The organism is Nitrobacter sp. MLSD-S21, assembly GCF_058809865.1.
This window is the reverse complement of the sequence record NZ_JBXASZ010000001.1, coordinates 760,357-778,317: the sequence shown is the minus strand read 5'-3', so window position 1 is coordinate 778,317 and position 17,961 is coordinate 760,357. Positions and strand designations below refer to the sequence as shown.

At 58.5% G+C, this 17,961-nt stretch carries 18 protein-coding genes and 2 tRNA genes; 6 read left to right on the top strand and 14 right to left on the bottom strand.

The window, feature by feature from the left end; translation table 11 throughout:
- Positions 1-100 precede the first annotated feature (100 nt).
- Together AC1RT6_RS03915 and ndk are read right to left on the bottom strand one after the other, a co-directional pair.
- A complete protein-coding gene (locus AC1RT6_RS03915) occupies positions 101-928 on the bottom strand; it encodes a YjbE family putative metal transport protein (protein WP_079446601.1) in 828 nt (275 codons plus the stop codon).
- A gap of 38 nt (positions 929-966) precedes the next feature.
- Positions 967-1,389 carry a nucleoside-diphosphate kinase gene (ndk, locus tag AC1RT6_RS03910; protein WP_079446602.1) on the bottom strand — a complete coding sequence of 141 codons (423 nt, stop codon included), beginning with the start codon at positions 1,387-1,389 and terminating at the stop codon, positions 967-969.
- A gap of 280 nt (positions 1,390-1,669) precedes the next feature.
- On the opposite strand from ndk, the gene AC1RT6_RS03905 reads away from it, so the two are divergent.
- Complete coding sequence (locus tag AC1RT6_RS03905; protein ID WP_079446603.1) at positions 1,670-2,017, top strand: DUF6481 family protein; 348 nt, start codon at positions 1,670-1,672, stop codon at positions 2,015-2,017.
- A gap of 158 nt (positions 2,018-2,175) precedes the next feature.
- Here AC1RT6_RS03905 and AC1RT6_RS03900 read toward each other — a convergent pair whose 3' ends face one another.
- From AC1RT6_RS03900 to AC1RT6_RS03885, 4 genes are all read right to left on the bottom strand, one after another.
- Positions 2,176-4,176, bottom strand: coding sequence for an acetyl/propionyl/methylcrotonyl-CoA carboxylase subunit alpha (locus tag AC1RT6_RS03900; protein WP_079446604.1), 2,001 nt, complete (start codon positions 4,174-4,176; stop codon positions 2,176-2,178).
- A 2-nt stretch (positions 4,177-4,178) separates the two neighbouring features.
- Positions 4,179-5,783, bottom strand: a complete 1,605-nt coding sequence (locus AC1RT6_RS03895) for a carboxyl transferase domain-containing protein (protein WP_079446605.1) — start codon at positions 5,781-5,783, stop codon at positions 4,179-4,181.
- A gap of 103 nt (positions 5,784-5,886) precedes the next feature.
- Entirely contained in the window at positions 5,887-6,192 is a 306-nt protein-coding gene (locus tag AC1RT6_RS03890; protein ID WP_079446606.1) for an ETC complex I subunit, read from the bottom strand.
- Between the two features lie 125 nt (positions 6,193-6,317).
- Positions 6,318-8,129: a carbamoyltransferase family protein gene (locus AC1RT6_RS03885; protein ID WP_079446607.1), complete on the bottom strand. Its 1,812-nt coding sequence runs from the start codon at positions 8,127-8,129 to the stop codon at positions 6,318-6,320.
- A gap of 464 nt (positions 8,130-8,593) precedes the next feature.
- On the opposite strand from AC1RT6_RS03885, the gene AC1RT6_RS03880 reads away from it, so the two are divergent.
- Positions 8,594-8,968 (top strand): hypothetical protein, encoded by a 375-nt coding sequence (locus tag AC1RT6_RS03880; protein ID WP_079446608.1) that lies wholly within the window; start codon positions 8,594-8,596, stop codon positions 8,966-8,968.
- Positions 8,969-9,237: 269 nt separating this feature from the next.
- On the opposite strand, the gene AC1RT6_RS03875 is transcribed toward AC1RT6_RS03880, so the two are convergent.
- Positions 9,238-9,588 carry a hypothetical protein gene (locus AC1RT6_RS03875; protein WP_079446617.1) on the bottom strand — a complete coding sequence of 117 codons (351 nt, stop codon included), beginning with the start codon at positions 9,586-9,588 and terminating at the stop codon, positions 9,238-9,240.
- A gap of 188 nt (positions 9,589-9,776) precedes the next feature.
- Between AC1RT6_RS03875 and AC1RT6_RS03870 the strand changes: the two genes are divergently transcribed.
- On the top strand, positions 9,777-10,097 hold the full coding sequence (locus AC1RT6_RS03870; RefSeq protein ID WP_079446618.1) for a site-specific integrase: 321 nt from the start codon (positions 9,777-9,779) through the stop codon (positions 10,095-10,097).
- Positions 10,072-10,404, top strand: coding sequence for a hypothetical protein (locus tag AC1RT6_RS03865; protein WP_139372868.1), 333 nt, complete (start codon positions 10,072-10,074; stop codon positions 10,402-10,404). Before AC1RT6_RS03870 ends, AC1RT6_RS03865 begins: the two co-directional genes overlap by 26 nt.
- 494 nt (positions 10,405-10,898) lie before the next feature.
- Here AC1RT6_RS03865 and AC1RT6_RS03860 read toward each other — a convergent pair whose 3' ends face one another.
- The 5 genes from AC1RT6_RS03860 to AC1RT6_RS03840 all read right to left on the bottom strand — a co-directional run bounded on the left by AC1RT6_RS03860 (position 10,899) and on the right by AC1RT6_RS03840 (position 14,107).
- Entirely contained in the window at positions 10,899-11,222 is a 324-nt protein-coding gene (locus AC1RT6_RS03860; protein ID WP_079446768.1) for a hypothetical protein, read from the bottom strand.
- A gap of 352 nt (positions 11,223-11,574) precedes the next feature.
- Positions 11,575-11,651 (bottom strand) — tRNA-Pro (locus tag AC1RT6_RS03855).
- 98 nt (positions 11,652-11,749) lie between these two features.
- A complete protein-coding gene (locus tag AC1RT6_RS03850) occupies positions 11,750-12,166 on the bottom strand; it encodes a DUF192 domain-containing protein (protein ID WP_374708836.1) in 417 nt (138 codons plus the stop codon).
- 230 nt (positions 12,167-12,396) lie between these two features.
- Positions 12,397-13,050: a cold-shock protein gene (locus AC1RT6_RS03845; RefSeq protein WP_079447012.1), complete on the bottom strand. Its 654-nt coding sequence runs from the start codon at positions 13,048-13,050 to the stop codon at positions 12,397-12,399.
- Between the two features lie 643 nt (positions 13,051-13,693).
- The gene (locus AC1RT6_RS03840; protein WP_079446771.1) at positions 13,694-14,107 is read right to left on the bottom strand and encodes a hypothetical protein; all 414 of its coding nucleotides are present in this window, start codon (positions 14,105-14,107) and stop codon (positions 13,694-13,696) included.
- 330 nt (positions 14,108-14,437) lie between these two features.
- Between AC1RT6_RS03840 and AC1RT6_RS03835 the strand changes: the two genes are divergently transcribed.
- The gene (locus AC1RT6_RS03835) at positions 14,438-14,887 is read left to right on the top strand and encodes a VOC family protein (protein ID WP_079446772.1); all 450 of its coding nucleotides are present in this window, start codon (positions 14,438-14,440) and stop codon (positions 14,885-14,887) included.
- An 848-nt stretch (positions 14,888-15,735) separates the two neighbouring features.
- Positions 15,736-15,810: transfer RNA gene (locus tag AC1RT6_RS03830), tRNA-Glu, on the top strand.
- Here AC1RT6_RS03830 and AC1RT6_RS03825 read toward each other — a convergent pair.
- Positions 15,770-16,480 (bottom strand): tyrosine-type recombinase/integrase, encoded by a 711-nt coding sequence (locus tag AC1RT6_RS03825; RefSeq protein WP_493029258.1) that lies wholly within the window; start codon positions 16,478-16,480, stop codon positions 15,770-15,772. The genes AC1RT6_RS03830 and AC1RT6_RS03825 overlap by 41 nt on opposite strands.
- A gap of 804 nt (positions 16,481-17,284) precedes the next feature.
- A complete protein-coding gene (locus AC1RT6_RS03820; RefSeq protein ID WP_472789739.1) occupies positions 17,285-17,728 on the bottom strand; it encodes a hypothetical protein in 444 nt (147 codons plus the stop codon).
- Positions 17,729-17,961: the final 233 nt, after the last annotated feature.

Below are 17,961 nucleotides of genomic sequence, written 5' to 3'. Positions count from 1 at the left end.
GCCTCTCGCGACCGGGGAGCACATTGCCGAGCCGACCGCGGGATCGCGCCCAACTACGCCGGAGACCGGCCCACGTGTCGCCACCAAATCTATCCACGCTTTAGAAGCGCTTATCGGCGGCCCACGTGCGATTGCGCCAGATCGCCCCGGCGATCAGTACGATCATAACTCCTAGTACGCCACACAATACCTCGCCTCCGGGTCCGCCGGAGGCAAATTGCGGTGCGATGCCGAACCACCCCAAGACTGTATCCAGAAAGGTACCCGCGCCCGTGTCGAAGAATTGATGCAGCTGTGGCGCAACCGCCGGATCGGTTGCGATGACCTCGCCCGCGATCCAGCCCAGCAACGCCGATCCGGCCCAGACCAGAAAGGGCAAATGCGTCAGAAGCATCATGATCAGCGCGGCGCCCGTCACGATCAGAGGCACGCTGACTGCCAGCCCGATGATCAGCAGCGGCACGCTGCCATTCGCCGCCGCCGCGATCGCAATCACATTGTCGAGACTCATGACGAAGTCGGCGACCACCACCACCCGAACGGCAGCCCAGAGATGGCTGGTCGCCGGGATTCCCTCTTCGCTCTCTTTCTCCGGCACCAGCAATTTGGCGGCAATCACCAGCAGCGCGAGCCCTCCTGCCAACTTGAGGTAGGGCAACCCCATCAAGGTCGTGATGATCCCGGCGAAGATGATGCGAAGGCCGACCGCAGCGCCGGCGCCAAGCACCACTCCCCAAAAACGCAGTTGGGGAGGCAGCCCGCGACAGGCAAGCGCGATCACCAGCGCGTTGTCGCCGGACAGGACAACATCGATCCAAATGATCTTGCCGACGGCGAGCCAGAATGCCGGATCATCTACATCGTTTCGAAACTGCTCGAAGGCCGATGCGATCGTCGTTAGATCGAAGACGTGCAGAAGCGAATCCAACGTCAGCTTCCCTTCGATCGAGCGCCGCCAGATCTGGCCTAGCCGACTATCTCGTTGCCGGAGAAGAACTGGGCAATCTCGATCGCGGCTGTCTCGGCGGCGTCCGATCCATGAACGGAGTTTTCACCGACCGATTTCGCATGGAGCTTGCGGATGGTGCCATCGGCCGCCTTGGACGGGTCGGTTGCACCCATGATCTCGCGATGCCTGAGGACCGCATTGTCGCCCTCGAGCACTTGCACGACCACTGGCCCGGAAATCATGAAGTCGACGAGTTCTCCGAAGAAGGGACGCGTCTTGTGCACGGCGTAAAACGTCTCGGCCTGCTCACGGGTCATGCGGATGCGCTTTTGGGCCACAACTCGCAGTCCAGCCTTTTCTATCAGGGCGTTGATCGCGCCGGTCAGGTTTCGCGCGGTCGCGTCCGGCTTGAGAATCGAAAAGGTGCGTTCAATCGCCATGATATCGTCCTTGATTCAGCGGTCGTGGGAATTGCGGCGCTTATATCGGCGTGCATCATTCACGGCAAGCGCGCTCGGCAGGCCGCCGGAGGGCTGGTAATGCGGCAAAACAACCCGCGTCGGGGATTGCGCGCACTGAAAATCGCGCGATTTTCGTGAAAATGAGCGACAATAATGGATAACAAAGCGCGCAGGCGTTTTTCACAACGCATGCGATGGCGAAGCTGCTATAAACCCCCGCACACCCTGCTATTGCGATGAACGAACAGGCTTTCGATAGATGAGTGGATTCAAGGAACCCGGCTTCGCGGACCGCCAAAAGGCGGCGCTGGAGGCCCGGAAAAATATTCTCGACAAGTTTCGCGCCAAGCCCGGTCCCGACGATCCCGCCGTAAAGCAAAGACAGGCCGAGCGCGAGGCCCAGGCGGCTGCACGCGAGAAGGCGCGGCAAGCCCGCGAAGTCGAGAAGGCCGCGCAAAAAGCCCGTGAGGCAGAGGCCGCTGCGGTCGCCGCCGCGCAACTCGCCCGGGAGAAAGAAGAAGCCGCCGCCGCCGCCGCGGCGCTTGAGGCCGAGCGCAAGGCGGCGCGCGATGCCCGCTATGCCGCCAGAAAGGGACGGAAGAAGTAGCCAGCAATTTAGCGGACGTTGGTCCCGGACCATTGCCGTATACCGGCCGGCGGCAAACTGCCGGAGACGAATCGGCCTGATGACGTGTCTGGTCTCTACCTGAGAATAGACCCTGACGGAAAAGTCACGGGGATGGAAATTCCGGGTCGTGAGACAGACTAAGCCGCGGGCTCAATGTCGGCGAGTTCGGCGCCTTCCTGCACGATATCGCCGACCTTGCATTTAAGCTCCTTCAACTTACCGGCGTAGGGCGCGCGCAAGGTCTGCTCCATCTTCATGACTTCGAGGGTGAGGATGGGTGCACCCTTCTCCAACAGCGCCCCCTCTTCCGCGAGCAACGCGACCACTGTGCCCGGAAGCGGTGCGACGATGCGATCTTCGCCGGTCTGCTCCTCATCGTCTTCGCCAAAGGGATCGACCCAGTGCAACTCGAACCGCCCATTGCGTGTCCGCAAGTAGAGTTCGCGTCCGTCGACGACGAAGACAACATGGCTTCGTATTCCATCGAGCGTGAGGATCATGCCTTCTCGGTCGTCCGCAGCAAACGCGAATGCAAGATTCTTTTTTCCTAGCCGGATTTCGTACGGGCCATTGCCATAGACGAACGTGACCGCGTGCTCGGCCTGACCCTGACGGAATACGAACCGCCGCCGACGTCGGCCGACCACCATCCAGCCCGCCGTTCGCCAGGGCGATGCCTGGTCCGTTGGAGACATCTTGCTTTCCGCCAGTAGGACAGCGGCGACGGATGCCGCGAGTTCGGTCTCGCCCGGTGCCGCTGAAGGCTGGGTCAGGTCTTGAAGATGACGCTCGATAACCCCCGTGTCGACCGCGTTGGCGCGTACGTCCGCATGCGTGACCAGCGCGGATAGAAACGGAATGTTGGTGACGACGCCGCGGACATCGGTTTCTTCGATGCCGCGGTTGAGCCGGCAGATCGCGGCTTCGCGGGTTGGTGCCCATGCGACTATTTTGGCGAGCATGGCATCGTAATTCGGCGAAACCGCATCGCCTTCACGGTAGCCGGCATCGATGCGCAGGCCATCCACCTCCGGGGGCGTATGCCACGTCTTGATGCGGCCGACAGATGGCATGAAGCTCTTATTTGGGTTCTCGGCGTAGACTCGCGCTTCGATGGCGTGGCCATTCAGTCTGATCTGGTCCTGCGTCAGCGGCAGTTTTTCGCCGAACGCGACCCGAAGTTGCCATTCCACGAGGTCGATTCCGGTGATGAGTTCGGTCACGGGATGCTCAACTTGTAGGCGGGTGTTCATTTCGATGAAGAACACGTCCTTGCCGTCAGATACGAACTCGACGGTGCCCGCGCCGACATAACTCACCGCGGAGGCGGCCTTGCGCGCGGCTTCGCATACCTTGTCGCGCTGCGCGGCGTCGAGTGTCGGCGACGGCGCTTCCTCGATCACCTTCTGGTGCCTGCGCTGTAAGGTGCATTCACGCTCGAACAAAGACACCAGATTGCCATGGCTGTCGCCGATCACCTGCACCTCGATATGCCGAGGGCTCTCAACGTATTTCTCGATTAGCATCCGGTCGTCACCGAATGCCGCCTTGGCCTCCCGCCTGGCGCTGACGATAGCCGGGGTCAGTTCCGCAGCCGAACGCACGATCCGCATACCGCGGCCACCGCCGCCAGCGGACGCCTTCACCAGAACCGGATAGCCGATCCGGTCCGCAGCGCCCTGCAGCGTGGCTTCGTCCTGCGCGTCGCCGTGATAGCCTGGCACCAGCGGCACGCCTGCCTTTTGCATCAGCGCCTTGGCGTCCGACTTCGTCCCCATTGCGGTCATCATCGCCGCTGTCGGTCCGACGAACACGAGGCCGGCATCGGCGCAGGCTTGCGCGAAACCGGCATTCTCCGACAAAAACCCGTAGCCCGGATGGACGCCTTCCGCGCCGGACTTGCGGGCCGCGTCGATCACTTTCTCGATGTCGAGATAGCTGTCGCGGGCGGGTGCGGGTCCAAGCAACACGGCATCGTCGGCCATGCCAACATGCATCGCGTCGCGATCCGCCTCCGAATAGACGGCAACGGTGCGCAGACCCATGGCTCGGGCGGAACGGATTACGCGGCACGCAATCTCACCGCGATTGGCGATCAGGAGCGTGCTGAAACGGCGATAATGCGGACGCTTCGCCATGATCACATCCTGAACAGCCCAAACGTCGTTGGTTCGATCGGCGCGTTCGCGGCCGCCGACAATCCAAGTCCCAGCACGAGGCGCGTGTCGGCAGGATCGATCACCCCGTCGTCCCATAGCCGCGCGGTGGCGTAATAAGGATTGCCCTGGTTCTCGTATTGCGCGCGGATCGGTGCCTGGAATTCGCGCTCCTCCTCCGCAGACCAGGTGCCGCCTTTGGCTTCGATATTCTCCCGGCGCAGCGTACTGAGAACCATCGCAGCCTGTTCGCCGCCCATCACCGAGATGCGCGCGTTCGGCCACATCCACAAAAATCGGGGCGAGAAAGCGCGGCCGCACATGCCGTAATTGCCGGCGCCGTAGGAGCCGCCGATCACCACCGTGAACTTCGGCACGCCCGCGGTCGCAACCGCCGTGACAAGCTTGGCCCCGTCGCGCGCGATGCCGCCCGCTTCGTATTTCTTACCGACCATGAAGCCCGTAATGTTTTGCAGGAATACCAGCGGAATGCCGCGCTGGCAGCACAGCTCGATGAAATGTGTTCCCTTCAGCGAGCTTTCGCTGAACAGGATGCCGTTGTTGGCGACGATGCCGACCGGATATCCCCAGATATGGGCGAAGCCGCACACCAGCGTCTGGCCGTACAGCTTCTTAAATTCATCAAACTCCGAACCGTCAACGATGCGGGCGATGATGTCGCGCACATCGAACGGCTTTCGACCGTCCGCCGGCACCACGCCGTAGATTTCCTCCCGTGCGAACAGCGGCTCGCGCGGTTCATGCATGTTAAGCGCAGCGTGTTGCGGTGGCTTCAGGGTGGAAACGATACGGCGCGCAATCCCGATCGCATGGGCATCGTTTTGCGCATAGTGATCGGTGACGCCGGATTGGCGCGAATGCACATCGGCACCGCCCAGCTCTTCAGCGGTAACGACCTCGCCCGTGGCTGCTTTCACAAGCGGCGGACCGCCTAGAAAGATCGTGCCCTGATTGCGGACGATGATGCTCTCATCCGACATCGCAGGCACATAGGCGCCGCCCGCGGTGCATGATCCCATCACGATCGCGATCTGCGGAATGCCTGTCGCCGACATGTTGGCCTGGTTGTAGAAGATGCGGCCGAAGTGACGCTCGTCCGGAAAAATTTCGTCCTGCTGCGGCAGGAAAGCGCCGCCGGAATCCACCATGTAGATGCAGGGCAGATTGTTCTGCCGCGCGATCTCTTGCGCCCGCAGATGCTTCTTCACGGTCATCGGATAGTAGGTGCCACCCTTGATGGTCGCATCGTTGGCGACGATCACGCACTCGCGGCCCGAGACGCGCCCGACGCCGGTGATAATGCTCGCAGAATGCACGTCGCCGCCGTACATGCCGTTCGCCGCCAGCGGCGACAGCTCGAGAAACGCGGTGCCGGGATCGAGCAGCAGGTCGACACGATCGCGGGCCAACATTTTGCCGCGTGAGGTGTGGCGGGCGCGCGCGGTCTCGCCGCCTCCGCCCGCGACGCTCGCGAGCTTGTCGCGCAACTCGTTGACCAGAATTTTCATCGCCTCGACGTTGAGCGCGAAATCTGACGACGTTGGATCGACACCGGAACGGAGCGCCATGACAGTCCAGAATGCTTGGCAGGCGTGAAACGCGCGCCTTAATCCGGCCAGGGTGCCCGGCCCTTCCGGGTAAGGTCAACCTTGGTTCGGTCCATCCTCCCGCTTAATGGGTCCAGGGTTCGATGCGACGAAACGCAAAATTGTCCGCGTAGGCGGCTTTTCGCTCCGGCTTCACCTTTGGTTCTATCACTTGATAGGGGATGCCTTTGCGCTCGCAATAGGCGATCGCATCCTCCTTGGTCTCGAAGCGAAGCGTGATTTGCTGCTTCATGTCGCCGGAACTGGTCCAACCCATCAGAGGTTCGATCACCCTTGCCTGCTCGGGCTCGTAGTCCAGTTGCCATTCCTTCGTTCTGGCAGCGCCCGACTGCATCGCATTCTTGGCGGGCTTAAAGATACGTGCCGTCATGGATCACTATAACCTGCTGCTAGCGGGCCGATCCGGCAGAAAAGCCGGCGGACACCATCGGATATAATCGTTATGTCGCGGCCTGACAATCTGGTGTTTTCGCGGCGCAATGGCGCCGCGGCCCCTTAGGCTCGCCTGAGGTTCGACATGACGACGGTGCCCACGTCGGTGTAGACGCCGACGAGCGGTCCCATGATCCGGTGCAAGCCTGTCTTGGAAACCACCGTGTCATGTAACACCAGATGATCGATGCCCGTGGTCAGGAAGCAGCGCATGGCATCGCGCGGCGTCTCTACGATCGGTTCGCCCTTGACGTTGAATGACGTATTGATCAGCACGGGAACGCCGGTCAGCTCCTCGAATTCCTTCAGCAGCCGATAGAGTGCGGGGTTCGTGCTCTCGCGTACGGTCTGCACTCTCGCCGTGCCGTCGACGTGAACCACCGCCGGAATCCGGTCGCGCCATTCCGGCCGAACCGCCTTGGCGATCAGCATGAACGGTGAATCCTCGTCGCCCTCGAAGACATCGGTCATGCGCTCGGCCAACACGATGGGCGCGAAAGGGCGGAACGGCTGGCGGTGCTTGACCCGGCTGTTGAGGATATCCTTCATATCGGCCTTGCGCGGATCGGCGATCAGGCTGCGATTGCCGAGCGCGCGCGGGCCGAACTCGGAACGCCCCTGAAACCAGCCGATGACCTTCTGATCCGCCAGAAGCTTCGCGGTTTCGGCGTAGACATTTAAGCTTTTCACCGCCGCCGTCTGGACCTTGACGATCGAGCGCTGGGTTGCGGCCTCGACCTCGGCGTCCGAATAACCGCGACCGACATAGGCGTGCTCCATCACGAAGCCGCGCTGCTGCTTCTGCACTTCGAGCCAACCGTAGAGAGCGCAGCCGATGGCGATGCCGTCGTCACCCGCCGCTGGCTGAATCCAGACGTTTTCGAATCCGGCCTCCCGCGCGACGCGTCCATTGGCCACGCAGTTCAGCGCCACGCCGCCGGCGATGCAGAGGTTTTTCGCGCCCGTGGTTTCCCGAAGCCAATTGGCGCGGGCAAGCAGCACCTTTTCTGTGTCGTCCTGAACCCGCCATGCCATATCCTCCCAATGCCGCATGGAGGGGCTGCTGTCCCATTTTCCGCCACCTTCAGCGATGTAGGGCTGGTTAAATTCGGCCGACCAGCGCGGGACCGTGAGACGATTGTCGGTGATGTCCATCAGCGACTTGATCTGCTCGCGGCGTCCGTACGGTGCGAGCCCCATCAGCTCGCCGCATTTATTCCAGTCGCCGAATACATAAGTGGAAGCGCGGCTGTAGAGCGCGCCGAGCCCTGGCATGTTGTAGAATTCGTCGCTGAAAAAGCCGCGGTCCGGCTCCATCCAAACCTTCTTCAGGCATTCGAGCGACTTGCCGCTGAACTGGTAGTAGCTCTCCGACTCGCGCGCGAGCGGCGATGCGGTGTCACTTTCCGGATAGGGCTCGGTCACGTCCGATCGATAGCTGCCGACGCCGTCGACGATCATGATTGCGCCCTCATCGAACGGGCAGGCCGCAAAGGCGCTATAGGCGTGCGCCAGATGGTGTGAGATTGACACCACCTTGTCAGAACGCGAGCGGAAATACGGATGGTCGTGCGCGTCCAGCCGCTCCTCGGGGGGAAGGAATCCCGGCATGTCCTGATAGATCAGCCGCTCCTCCATTTCCGGAACGGGAAGGATGTAGCAATTGCGAACCACCAGATCGATGTCGCCGATGGCGATGCCTTCGGCTCCGAGACAGTAGTCAATGACCTCCTTGAAGAATCCGCTGGCGTGCTTTTCGCGCGTGATCCGTTCCTTGGCGATAGCGAAAGCAACGGCGCCGTCTCGAAGCAGGCAGGCGCTCACGTCGTGATCATAGGTGTTGAGACCGAGAACATAGGTGTGCTTTTTTGACATGAGCCTCTGCGGAGCAATCTCGAGGGAGGATTCGGGCGCCGCCTCGTATTCGCGAAGCCCAACCTGGTGATGCGGCTAACATGACGCCATCAAGGGAGCCACGTTTATGCCTGCCCTTTTGCGTCGCTTCTGCGGCACAGGAAGTTCACGACGGCTCGACCAGAAAACTTGGATTTAAAATGCACGCAACTAAAAGTTGTTATATACAACCATTGATTGTTATATGGTGAGTATCGCGTCTTTTTCGCCATCGTTGCGTGAACCTTAACACGTTAGCTGCCGACCCTTGACTGAGCGGAAGCCGACCCTGGTCTCGATTAGCGGCAACGCTCAAGTTCGTTGGAAATGTTATTTTATCATGCACCAAACCAAGGCAAACTGATTGCCTTAGATTCGCGACAATGGTTGTTCCGAATACAAGGTCTGCTTCACGACGGTGCCAAACAGAGTTGGAGATTCACTTGATGATTCAAAAAAGTTCGAGCGCGCAACGTAGCATCATCACTCGCGTCCTGGCGGCAGCGGCGATGGTTGGCGTGTATTTTATCAGCGTTGCTGGCGTGTCCTCGGTTCTGGTCGCCGGATCGACTACTTCGGCGGAAGCGCGCGGTGGTGGTCGCGGCGGCGGCGGCCGTGGCGGCGGCTGGGGTCGCGGCGGCGGCCGTGGTCGCGGCGGCGGCTGGGGTCGCGGCGGTGGCTGGGGTCGTGGCGGCGGCTGGGGTCGCGGTCGCGGCTGGGGCTACGGCGGCTTGGGCTACGGCTTAGGCTACGGCGCTGGTATGGGCTATGGCGGGTGCTACTTCAGCCCGCGCTGGGGCCGCACGATCTGCCCATACTGATCGTCGCTCGGCAAGTATCAACGGGGGTGCGCCGGTTGGCGTGCCCCTTTTTTTGAATGCGGATGCTTTCAAGACAAAATATGCGTCGCCTGTGTCTGACGCATGAATGCGATCATGCTGCCTTGGAGCCTTTCCGCTTCTGATGGAAAATTCAGAGGCGAAGCTCTCAGATCTTAATCTGACGCGTTTTCTTCACGCGAACCGGTATCTGCACGCACCGGTGGTTCATTCAACACCTTCGCGAACTAGGTCTGGTTCGATCTCCCTTATCAAGGAACGGGAGTACCTAGCGGATCTTCGACGGCGCCTGAATCGGTAAATTCAGTGCCTCTGCCTGCCAGAAGTTCTTTTAGGTGGCTGCGAAGTAGCTCCGCCTTTTCATATCTCAGCGATGCAACCGTGATCTTATCGATTGCAACGATGATTTGGGTGGCTGCGTTCACGCATGAAATTCGGCCGGATGCGTTATCAATGCCCGCGAGTGTTTTGCCCAACCCAGTTTCCAGGATCTCAGCTTCGACCGCATCCAACGTGAGCGGATCACCACCATCAATCGCAAGGTCGATCTCGATGCCGTTGCCTTCGAGCGGCTTCCGAGCACCTAGCACCCAACTGCTCATTGTTTCGTCCTTCCCACCATCGTGAACGCCCCATCAACCTCGCTGATCCGGATCGATCGTCTCCAATCGACAGCCCTTATAATGTCTCGGCTTTCCCACCTCCATCTGGTCCTTCTGGGAGGTTTCGTCGATCGAAATTGCTCTGAGATACCGATTGGTCGGGACAACTCTACTCTATCCATGGTCCGGTGACGAACGGAAAGCGATCCTCATTCGCGACGCCGTCGCGTTTCTTTGCGGGCTACTTTAAGAACGTTGGCGTCAAAGAGGACAAGAGTCGGAATTTCCCTAACTTCCGGCATAGCACCGCCGATGCCTTCCGCCGAGGCGGGTATATGGATGAACCGTTCGTCTCCCTCCTCGATCACACCAAAGCGACGACTGCAGGAATCTATGGTGTGTTGCCGCAAGGTGTGTTGAGTGAACGCCAGAAGATCATTGAGGCGATCATACCCCACAATCTCTCAGAAGGCTGCTTAAAATATGTCTCCTCCCCGAACCTATGTTGACCCGAGCCAAGATCAAACGGCCGAAGAAATCGAGTACTACTATCGCAACGCCAAGATTGGTGATCGAGCAGCGATTAGAAACAGCCAACATGGACGCCTTGAAATCAAGATCACGACTGTGAGCAACATCAATCCAGAAGTTGGAAGCATACATTTGAATGACGAGGCCGTATGGGGTGGCGTCGCTTATTCTGTGGAGAGTGGAAAGAGCTTTTACGCGCCTAGCAGCCCGTCATCGCTTGTCGTTCCAAATGAAGCGATTACGACTTGGGCTAAGGAAAATCCGCGCGGCACACCTGATTATTGACTGTTGAGGGCGATGCGCCGTCATGCGTCGGCAAAACGGTTATCCTGATTTTCGCGAAATTGATCATCATACGCCGTGCGACGGAAGCTGCTATTTCCTTACGATAGTTGGCTTGCACTTGGAGCTCACGGGTCACTGACGGCGGACGATCACGAAATATTGCATCCTTATTTCACGACGCTTTACGCCTAGACATCTTTAGGTTGCCTACGCTATATTTATATGGAAATAACGTGTGGAGCATCACAAATGTCCGACAATGCTTCCAAGTCTATCACTCCGACAACCGTCGCTTGTGCTCTCAAAAAGATTTGTCGGCTTTCGCAGGAATTGGAACGACATCCAAAGCTAAAGGTAATCTGGCAGACCGATAACGCTATAAAGTGGGTCAATTCACCGGAGTTGCAGCGGCCAAAGTAACGGGCCGCAACCCGCTCGGATCAATCCGGATCAAGGCGCGGCGCGGGATGATCTGCTCAAGCCTCAGCACATGTCTATTCGACGGCACCTGAATCGCTAAATTCAGTGCCGTTGCCCGCCAGAAGCTCTTTCAACTGGCTGCGCATCTGTTCTGCCTTGTCATGCGTAAGAGTAGCTATCGCTGTCTTATCGACCGCGATGACGATTTGCACGCCTACGTTCACGCATGAAATTCGGCCGGACGCGTCATTGACGCTTGTAAGCGCATTGCCCAATGCGGCTTCTAATCCCTCAGCTTCGACTAAGCCCAGTGTGAGCGGATCACCGCCGTCGACCGTAAGATCAACCGCCACATCCCCTTCGGATGGCCTCTTGGCTACAAGTGTCCAACTGCTCATTTGGCCATTCTTCCTCTGCTATTTCCCGAATGCTTTTAGGCCAGATGATGTCCAGTTTTCGCCCAAGGCCAGCTTGATCCCGTCTTTGGTCACGCACCCGACGAATGGGCACGGTTCATTGGCTTTGGATTGATTCAAAGCTGCTTCCCCGCCCTCTTCCTTCTGAGCAGCGTTCAGCCTTTGCTTCAATTCGACGGCTCTGCCCATCGTTGCCTTGAAACGTCGGGAGCTTCAAACCCGAACCGGGTCAAAGTTACGGAAACTGCCCCGGAGAACTGTTATGGATTGTAACTTTTTGCTATTCGAAAGTCGTCGTAAATTATTGATTTATTTTGATAAATATCAAACAAAATGGTCGGGGCAGCTGGATTCGAACCAACGACCTGCAGTACCCAAAACTGCCGCGCTACCAGGCTGCGCTATACCCCGATCTGCTGGGAAACGATGTCGTTACATGCTTCCGGCCGGCCCAGCAAGTCGCTCAGAGCCTTTCCGCTATTGTCAGAGCCTTTCCGCTATTGGCGGAATCAATGGCCATTAAAGAGCGGATGCGAGACCCGGTTACCGCGCGCGATGCCGTACTTTTTCGCAGTCCCTCCGATCACCTCGAGCACAGCTTTGGCCGGGCCGCGTGAAGAGATAATTCGGGTCGATAGCGGCTCGGTGTTCTCTGCGATCCGCAGGATGCGACCACTCGGGCCGATAAAGATCATGTCGAGCGGGATGTAGGTGTTCTTCATCCACATCGTCACCTGCTGCACCGGAGAAAAATCGAACAGCATACCCTGCCCGTCCGGCAGATGCTTTCGATACATCAATCCGGTGGCCTTCTCCTCGGGGGTTGTCGCCATCTCAACCAAGAACGTCCTTACGCCGGCTTGGGTTGCAATTTCCAGCGGCTGGAGTTCGGCTGCGTGGACGTAGGAGTCGTCCGGCGCGACCATGACAATCCAAGAGAACAGGGCGATCCATAGACCGGAGCGGAGCCACCCTAGACCGATATTCCGCAGTTGTAGCATCAGACAACCTGTCAGAACTATGATCACAATGCGTCTCGCCGCAAACCGCCGCCACCTGGAACAGCAGGCTTGTTGTGGGTGCAAAACACGATTTCCGGAAAGTCAGATCTCAAGCCATCCCCGCGCAACGCAGCTTTGGCGGTAGCTCCGCCGGATCAGTGCGAGGACACGCTGGGAGCACCGGTTTCCGGCTGAACTTCCGCCGCCATCATACCCTTGCTACCCGGCCCAAACCGAACCAGAACGAACTGTCCCGGCCGAAGCTCTGTTATGCCGAAGCGCCGTAGCGTTTCCATGTGGACGAAAATATCCGGCGTTCCCTCGCCGCGCGTCAAGAACCCGAAACCGCGCAGCCGATTGAACCACTTTACCTGCGCCCTCTCTAAGCCGCTGGTAGGCGTTATGCTGACGTGGGTCCGCGGCGGCAGCATCTGCGCCGGGTGAATCGCGGTGGACTCGTCCATCGAGGTGATTCGGAACGCTTGATAGCCCCTCGCCCGCTGCACGCAGTCACAGACCAGACGGGCCCCCTCATAAGCCGTCTGATAGCCGTCTCGACGAAGCACGGTGACATGCAAGAGCACGTCCGGCCAGCCATTATCAGGGACGATAAATCCGTAGCCTTTTGAAGCGTCAAACCATTTGATGACGCCGCTGATCTCGACGATGTTGGCGGGAGATTCCCCAAGCCCGGCGAAAGGCCCGGCACCCGACTCTCGATCTGTTGTTCCGGAAAAGTCCTTTGACCCTAAGTGATCGCTCACCGTCGGTCCCGCAAATTTCCTGGATTCAAAACCGTCCGACCCCATGACGCAGGCCCCCACACATTTTACTACGGTTGTCGTCTGTTCGACGACGTTATACACAACTGTATATATCCAAGCGAATCTTAGGAATCAAAAGATAACACTCTCGTTGGCGTCGCAAGACAAAAGATAAATTGACGACACCTATAAACAGACTTGCACACGCACGAATCAGTTACTCACGGGTTTTTGATCCTCATCTGATTGCCGATCAGGTTCGGCCCTAACGAGCATCCAATCCGTTGTGGGCAGTTTTCATCTAATAAGAAGCCAGACGTTTTGCAGAAACATCGCAGGATAATTCACTGGACCGGTGCACGCGCGAATAGTTCCCTGCGCCAAGACGTTTCCAAATAGCCACAAGCTGGCCCCGTGTCCGTGATTGTTTTGAATCTTTTTTTGGAAATTCTCCAAATTCAAGGGACGCCCAACGACAACGACCTAAATCCACACGCACGAAAAAAAACAAAAAATTATTGGCTCTAAAATGAAGCATCGCAGCAGGTCCAGCGTCATTCTATTCGCGAAGAGGCCGCGAATAGACCGCTTCGCTGCGCACCGATTAACCGTCAAGGCGACGAAATCCTGCGGTGCATCCGTTGTCCCGGAGAGATTCCATCTCGATCTCTCCGGGGGTCAACTCAGATCACCAGCGTCGATGACCACCCCCATAATACCCACGGCCTCCACCACCCCAACCGCGACCTCCATAGTACGCGCGGCCTCCGCCCCAACCACCGCGATAGCCCCAACCACGGCGATAGCCCCAACCACCGCCATAATAACCGGGTCCCCACCCGCCATAATAGGCCGGACCGCCCCAGCCCCAACCACCGCCATAGCCGGCGCCGTAAATGCCCGGTCCATAGCCATAGTATGGACCGCCGCCGTAGTAACCGTACGGTCCGTAATACGAATTCGCCATTGCGCCCGCTGCCAGAGCGCCGACGGCAAGACCGACTCCGAGGCCCGGTCCAAATCGCTGAGCCTGAGCTGGCAGCGATATAACGGCGCTGCCGAGCGTTGCCACGGTCGCAATCATGATCAACTTCTTCTTCATGTCGCTATCCTCTCACCAAAAATCGACGCAATAACGCGCGTCTATTTGACTTGGTTCTATTTAACTTGGTTGCAATGACGTTGGACTTGGACACATCCTAATTCTCAGGAATTATGGTTTATGCCGTTTTTGCGTTAGCTAACGAGCAAGCCGCTGAAAGAGTTCCACTAACGTGGAAAAAGGGCGCTTAATTGGCGCTCCGCTCATCGGAAATTGCGCGCAAAAAGCGACCGCCCCGATCTGGTTTTGCTACGATGTATCAACAAGCAGGCACCCGCCTGCTGTCTGGACCCACCGCTCATCTCATGCGTCTTCAGGAGACAGTCACACATGCGCTACCTTCACACCATGCTGCGCGTGCGCAATCTCGAGGTCGCGCTGAAGTTCTATGTCGAAGCGTTGGGACTGAAAGAAGTCCGTCGCGTCGATAACGACAAAGGCAGATTCACGTTGGTTTTCCTGTGCGCCCCCGACGACGAGGATCTGGTGAAACAGTGCAGAGGCCGCGGCGCACCGCTGGTCGAATTGACCTACAACTGGGCCGAGGAGACGTACGGCGAGGACCGCTTTTTCGGTCACCTCGCCTATGAGGTCGACGACATCTATGCCACCTGTGAACGATTGATGAAGCTCGGGATCACCATCAATCGCCCGCCCCGCGATGGCCAGATGGCGTTCGTCCGCTCCCCAGATCTGCACTCGATCGAGCTGTTGCAAAAGGGTGATGCTCGCCCGTCGGCCGAACCGTGGAGCTCGATGCCAAACACCGGTCATTGGTGAGAAGTTCAGAGCGGCGCTACTGTGCCTGATCGTGCTTTCGCGCGATTGCAACGAAACATCACCGCGCGACCTCGTACAGCCCTTACTGTTCGGCCCTGTAGCAGGCGGGAACGATCGTGCGCAGTTCACGTTCTCCTTAACGTATATGACATTCAAGGAGACGGCGGATGGGAAAGGGACTTTTGCTCTGGCTGATTGGCGTACCGATACCGGTGATACTTCTGCTGTGGCTATTCTTCGGTAGCTGAACGCGCACGCCAGACCTTCGTTGAAGGCCTCGCTTTAGCGAGGCTTTTTTTACCGTACGCCGGGACGTCGCGACTACGAATGCGCTTCGCAACGGCGCATCCGTTCGACGCAGCACCAGCACCATATGGATGCCAATCCTGCTGCCGCTGACATATGCGCAACTTGACGATCCCTCAGATCCAGATAACCCCTGTGCGTATCCTCGGCACGCTTTTCGCGCGCGGATGGTCTCGACTTCTTGATCGGCTATCTCCGTTGGTGATGAGCGAACCGCGCCCCTGCGCCCACGTGGAAAAGCCAATGACCGACACCCCTGCCCATTATTTTGGATGCTCCATTGGACGGGTAGCTCGTGTTGGACGGGTAGGTTCGTGTGGGGCTCGCCTTTCAGTCGAAGTGGGACCCGGCGCAACCCGGTCCCCACGGTGGAGATGCTTGCTCCTCCGGGAAAACGCCACTATACGTTTCGCGACTGCAGCCGGTCGGTTCATGTCGGCCGGAAACTCCGTCTGATCAGATCAATATAGGATATTGATTTGACGGTAGGATCGCAGCGGATTGAGACTGAAACGACGTGCGATTTGCCGCCGAAAAGTTCAGCTCCCTTCGTCTATCGGTTAGGACGCCACCCTTTCACGGTGGAGAGAGCGGTTCGATTCCGCTAGGGAGCGCCACGCTCGACAAATTCTCTAACATCTTCAAATCGTTAGTGTCGGGATTGGCTAACCTGTCCGAGCGGTTAGCCAGTGCTGACATCGCAATCTGTGCCAGCCGCTTCTGATTCGCGGCCTTCGTGTAGGTCTCGATTTCCTTCAGGTTCTTGTGCCCTGTGATGGCCTGAATCTGGTGCGTAGTACATCCGACATCAGCAAGGTTGGCGCAGATCGCGTGGCGCAGCCCGTGCGGGCTTGAATTGGTTGGTAAGCCAGCCTTGTGCGCGGCGTCGCGAATCCAGTTGGTCGTGCCCTTGGCGCTACGATCCTTATTCCATTTCGTGCGCAGGAATGTCGGCTGATCGCGAGGAATGTCTTTGAGGTACGCCCAGAGTGTCGGGTGGACCGGAATGTTGAGCGTTGTCTTGTGCCGAGACTTCACCGTAGTGATTGTAATCCATCCATCGGCGATGTGCTTCCAACCGAGCCGCACGGCATCGCTGCGGCGCAAGCCGGTGTATAAGAAAATTTCTAAACCAAGGCGCTGTGGTGTGTCTGGTGTCCAGCGTTTCCGATAGGCGTCGATATCGGCTTCTGTCCACGATCGATATGACTTCTCGACGTACCTCACATGCTTGGCGCGGCTGATCGGGTTCACGTCCAACAGTCCAGCGCCGATTGCGTACTCCATGACGGTGTGGAGTCGCTTGCGTAGGCCGTTTGCCGCGGCGGGCCGGTCCGCCATCTTGTCGATTATCGCATTGATATGTTTGGTCCGAAGTCCGGCGAGCGGCTTGGTACCGTGCTCCGCTCGGAAGCGCTCAAGGATACGTCGGTAATTTGCACGCGTGGACTCGGCCAGCGACTTGTACTCGGCCGAGCCGTAGTAACCCATGATGGCAGCCGATACGCTGCCGGGCGCATTGCGATTCAGTTTAACAGGCTGGGCCGTCTTGGCCGCGTGATACGCCTTCCAAAACTCATGGCTATACAGCGGCCCTGGCAATGGCACGCGCTTCTCACCGGGCTTGCGCAGGTACAGGCGTTGCTTGCCGTGCCGATCAGTGTACGCGTGGACGTGTTTGGGCTTCTTGGTCGCCATGGTGCAAAACGCTATCCCATTCGTTGTCAGTATTTGCCTCAGGCACGCCGTCAAACAATCCGTCTAAAGCCGCACGATCCCATACAGTTACGCCATATCTCTCTAGCGGTTTAGGAATAGCGCCTGCCCTCACCTGTTTGTCGAAGTGGCTAGGGCTAATTCCAAGATACCTCGCCGCGTCAACCCTGCGAAGGCCGCGAGGGATGATTCCCCCGCGCGTATTATCGTTGGCAGGACGATGTGTGGTCATGCGGCGGCTCTGGTTAAAGGGCGGCGTAGTTGCAAGCCCCTGTGATTATACCACAGTCACGCCGCACCAGCCTTGCGCGGCCAGCCGCAACGTTGCTGAGCGGACCGCGAAGGTGAGCGGCACCGTGGGGTGCCGGTGGGTGGCTATTTCGTCGCTTGTGCCTGTTCGGCCAACCCGTTGGTTGAACGCGCGTCGAAGCCCGGAAACAGTTCTGCGGCCCAGTCGAGCGAGGCAAGATAGTCCATGTCATGACCACCAATCGAAAGGCCCCAGTTGGACTCTGCGAACAGTAGCTGCAGCCACGCCAGCCGTAGGGCACGAGTGAGCAGTTTGCGTATCTCGTATCCCTCGACGACTTTGTCAGGCAGAAGCTCCCAAACGCTATGCAGATCACCGACCAGCGCCGCCGCGCGCGCAAAGGCGGCATAGGTCGAATCGTCGGGCGGCAAGTGAGAAAGGTCGGTAAGGAGCCCGTCAATCCTTTCCCGTTTTGCTTCGCTCTGCTGCGCGCGATGGCTTCGCACGTGCATTACGAGCTGATTGGCGATTTCGTTAGAGGTGATAGGATTGATGGCAGCCTGCGGCATGGATGCATGTCCTTGCTGGGGTTAGGCTGTGCTTGGTGTTAGCGCACCGTGCGCAGCCGCTTGTTCTTCAAGCGAGGTTTGTGTAGTACGCTTTTATGGCGAAGGCAACAAAAAACGTACTACGAAAACGACCAGGCCGCCCTGCGACAGGGCAAGACCCCGTGACCGCTATTCGCCTGTCAGCAGAGTTGCGCGAGACGGTCGACGCGTGGGCCACGCGCCAGCCCGATAAA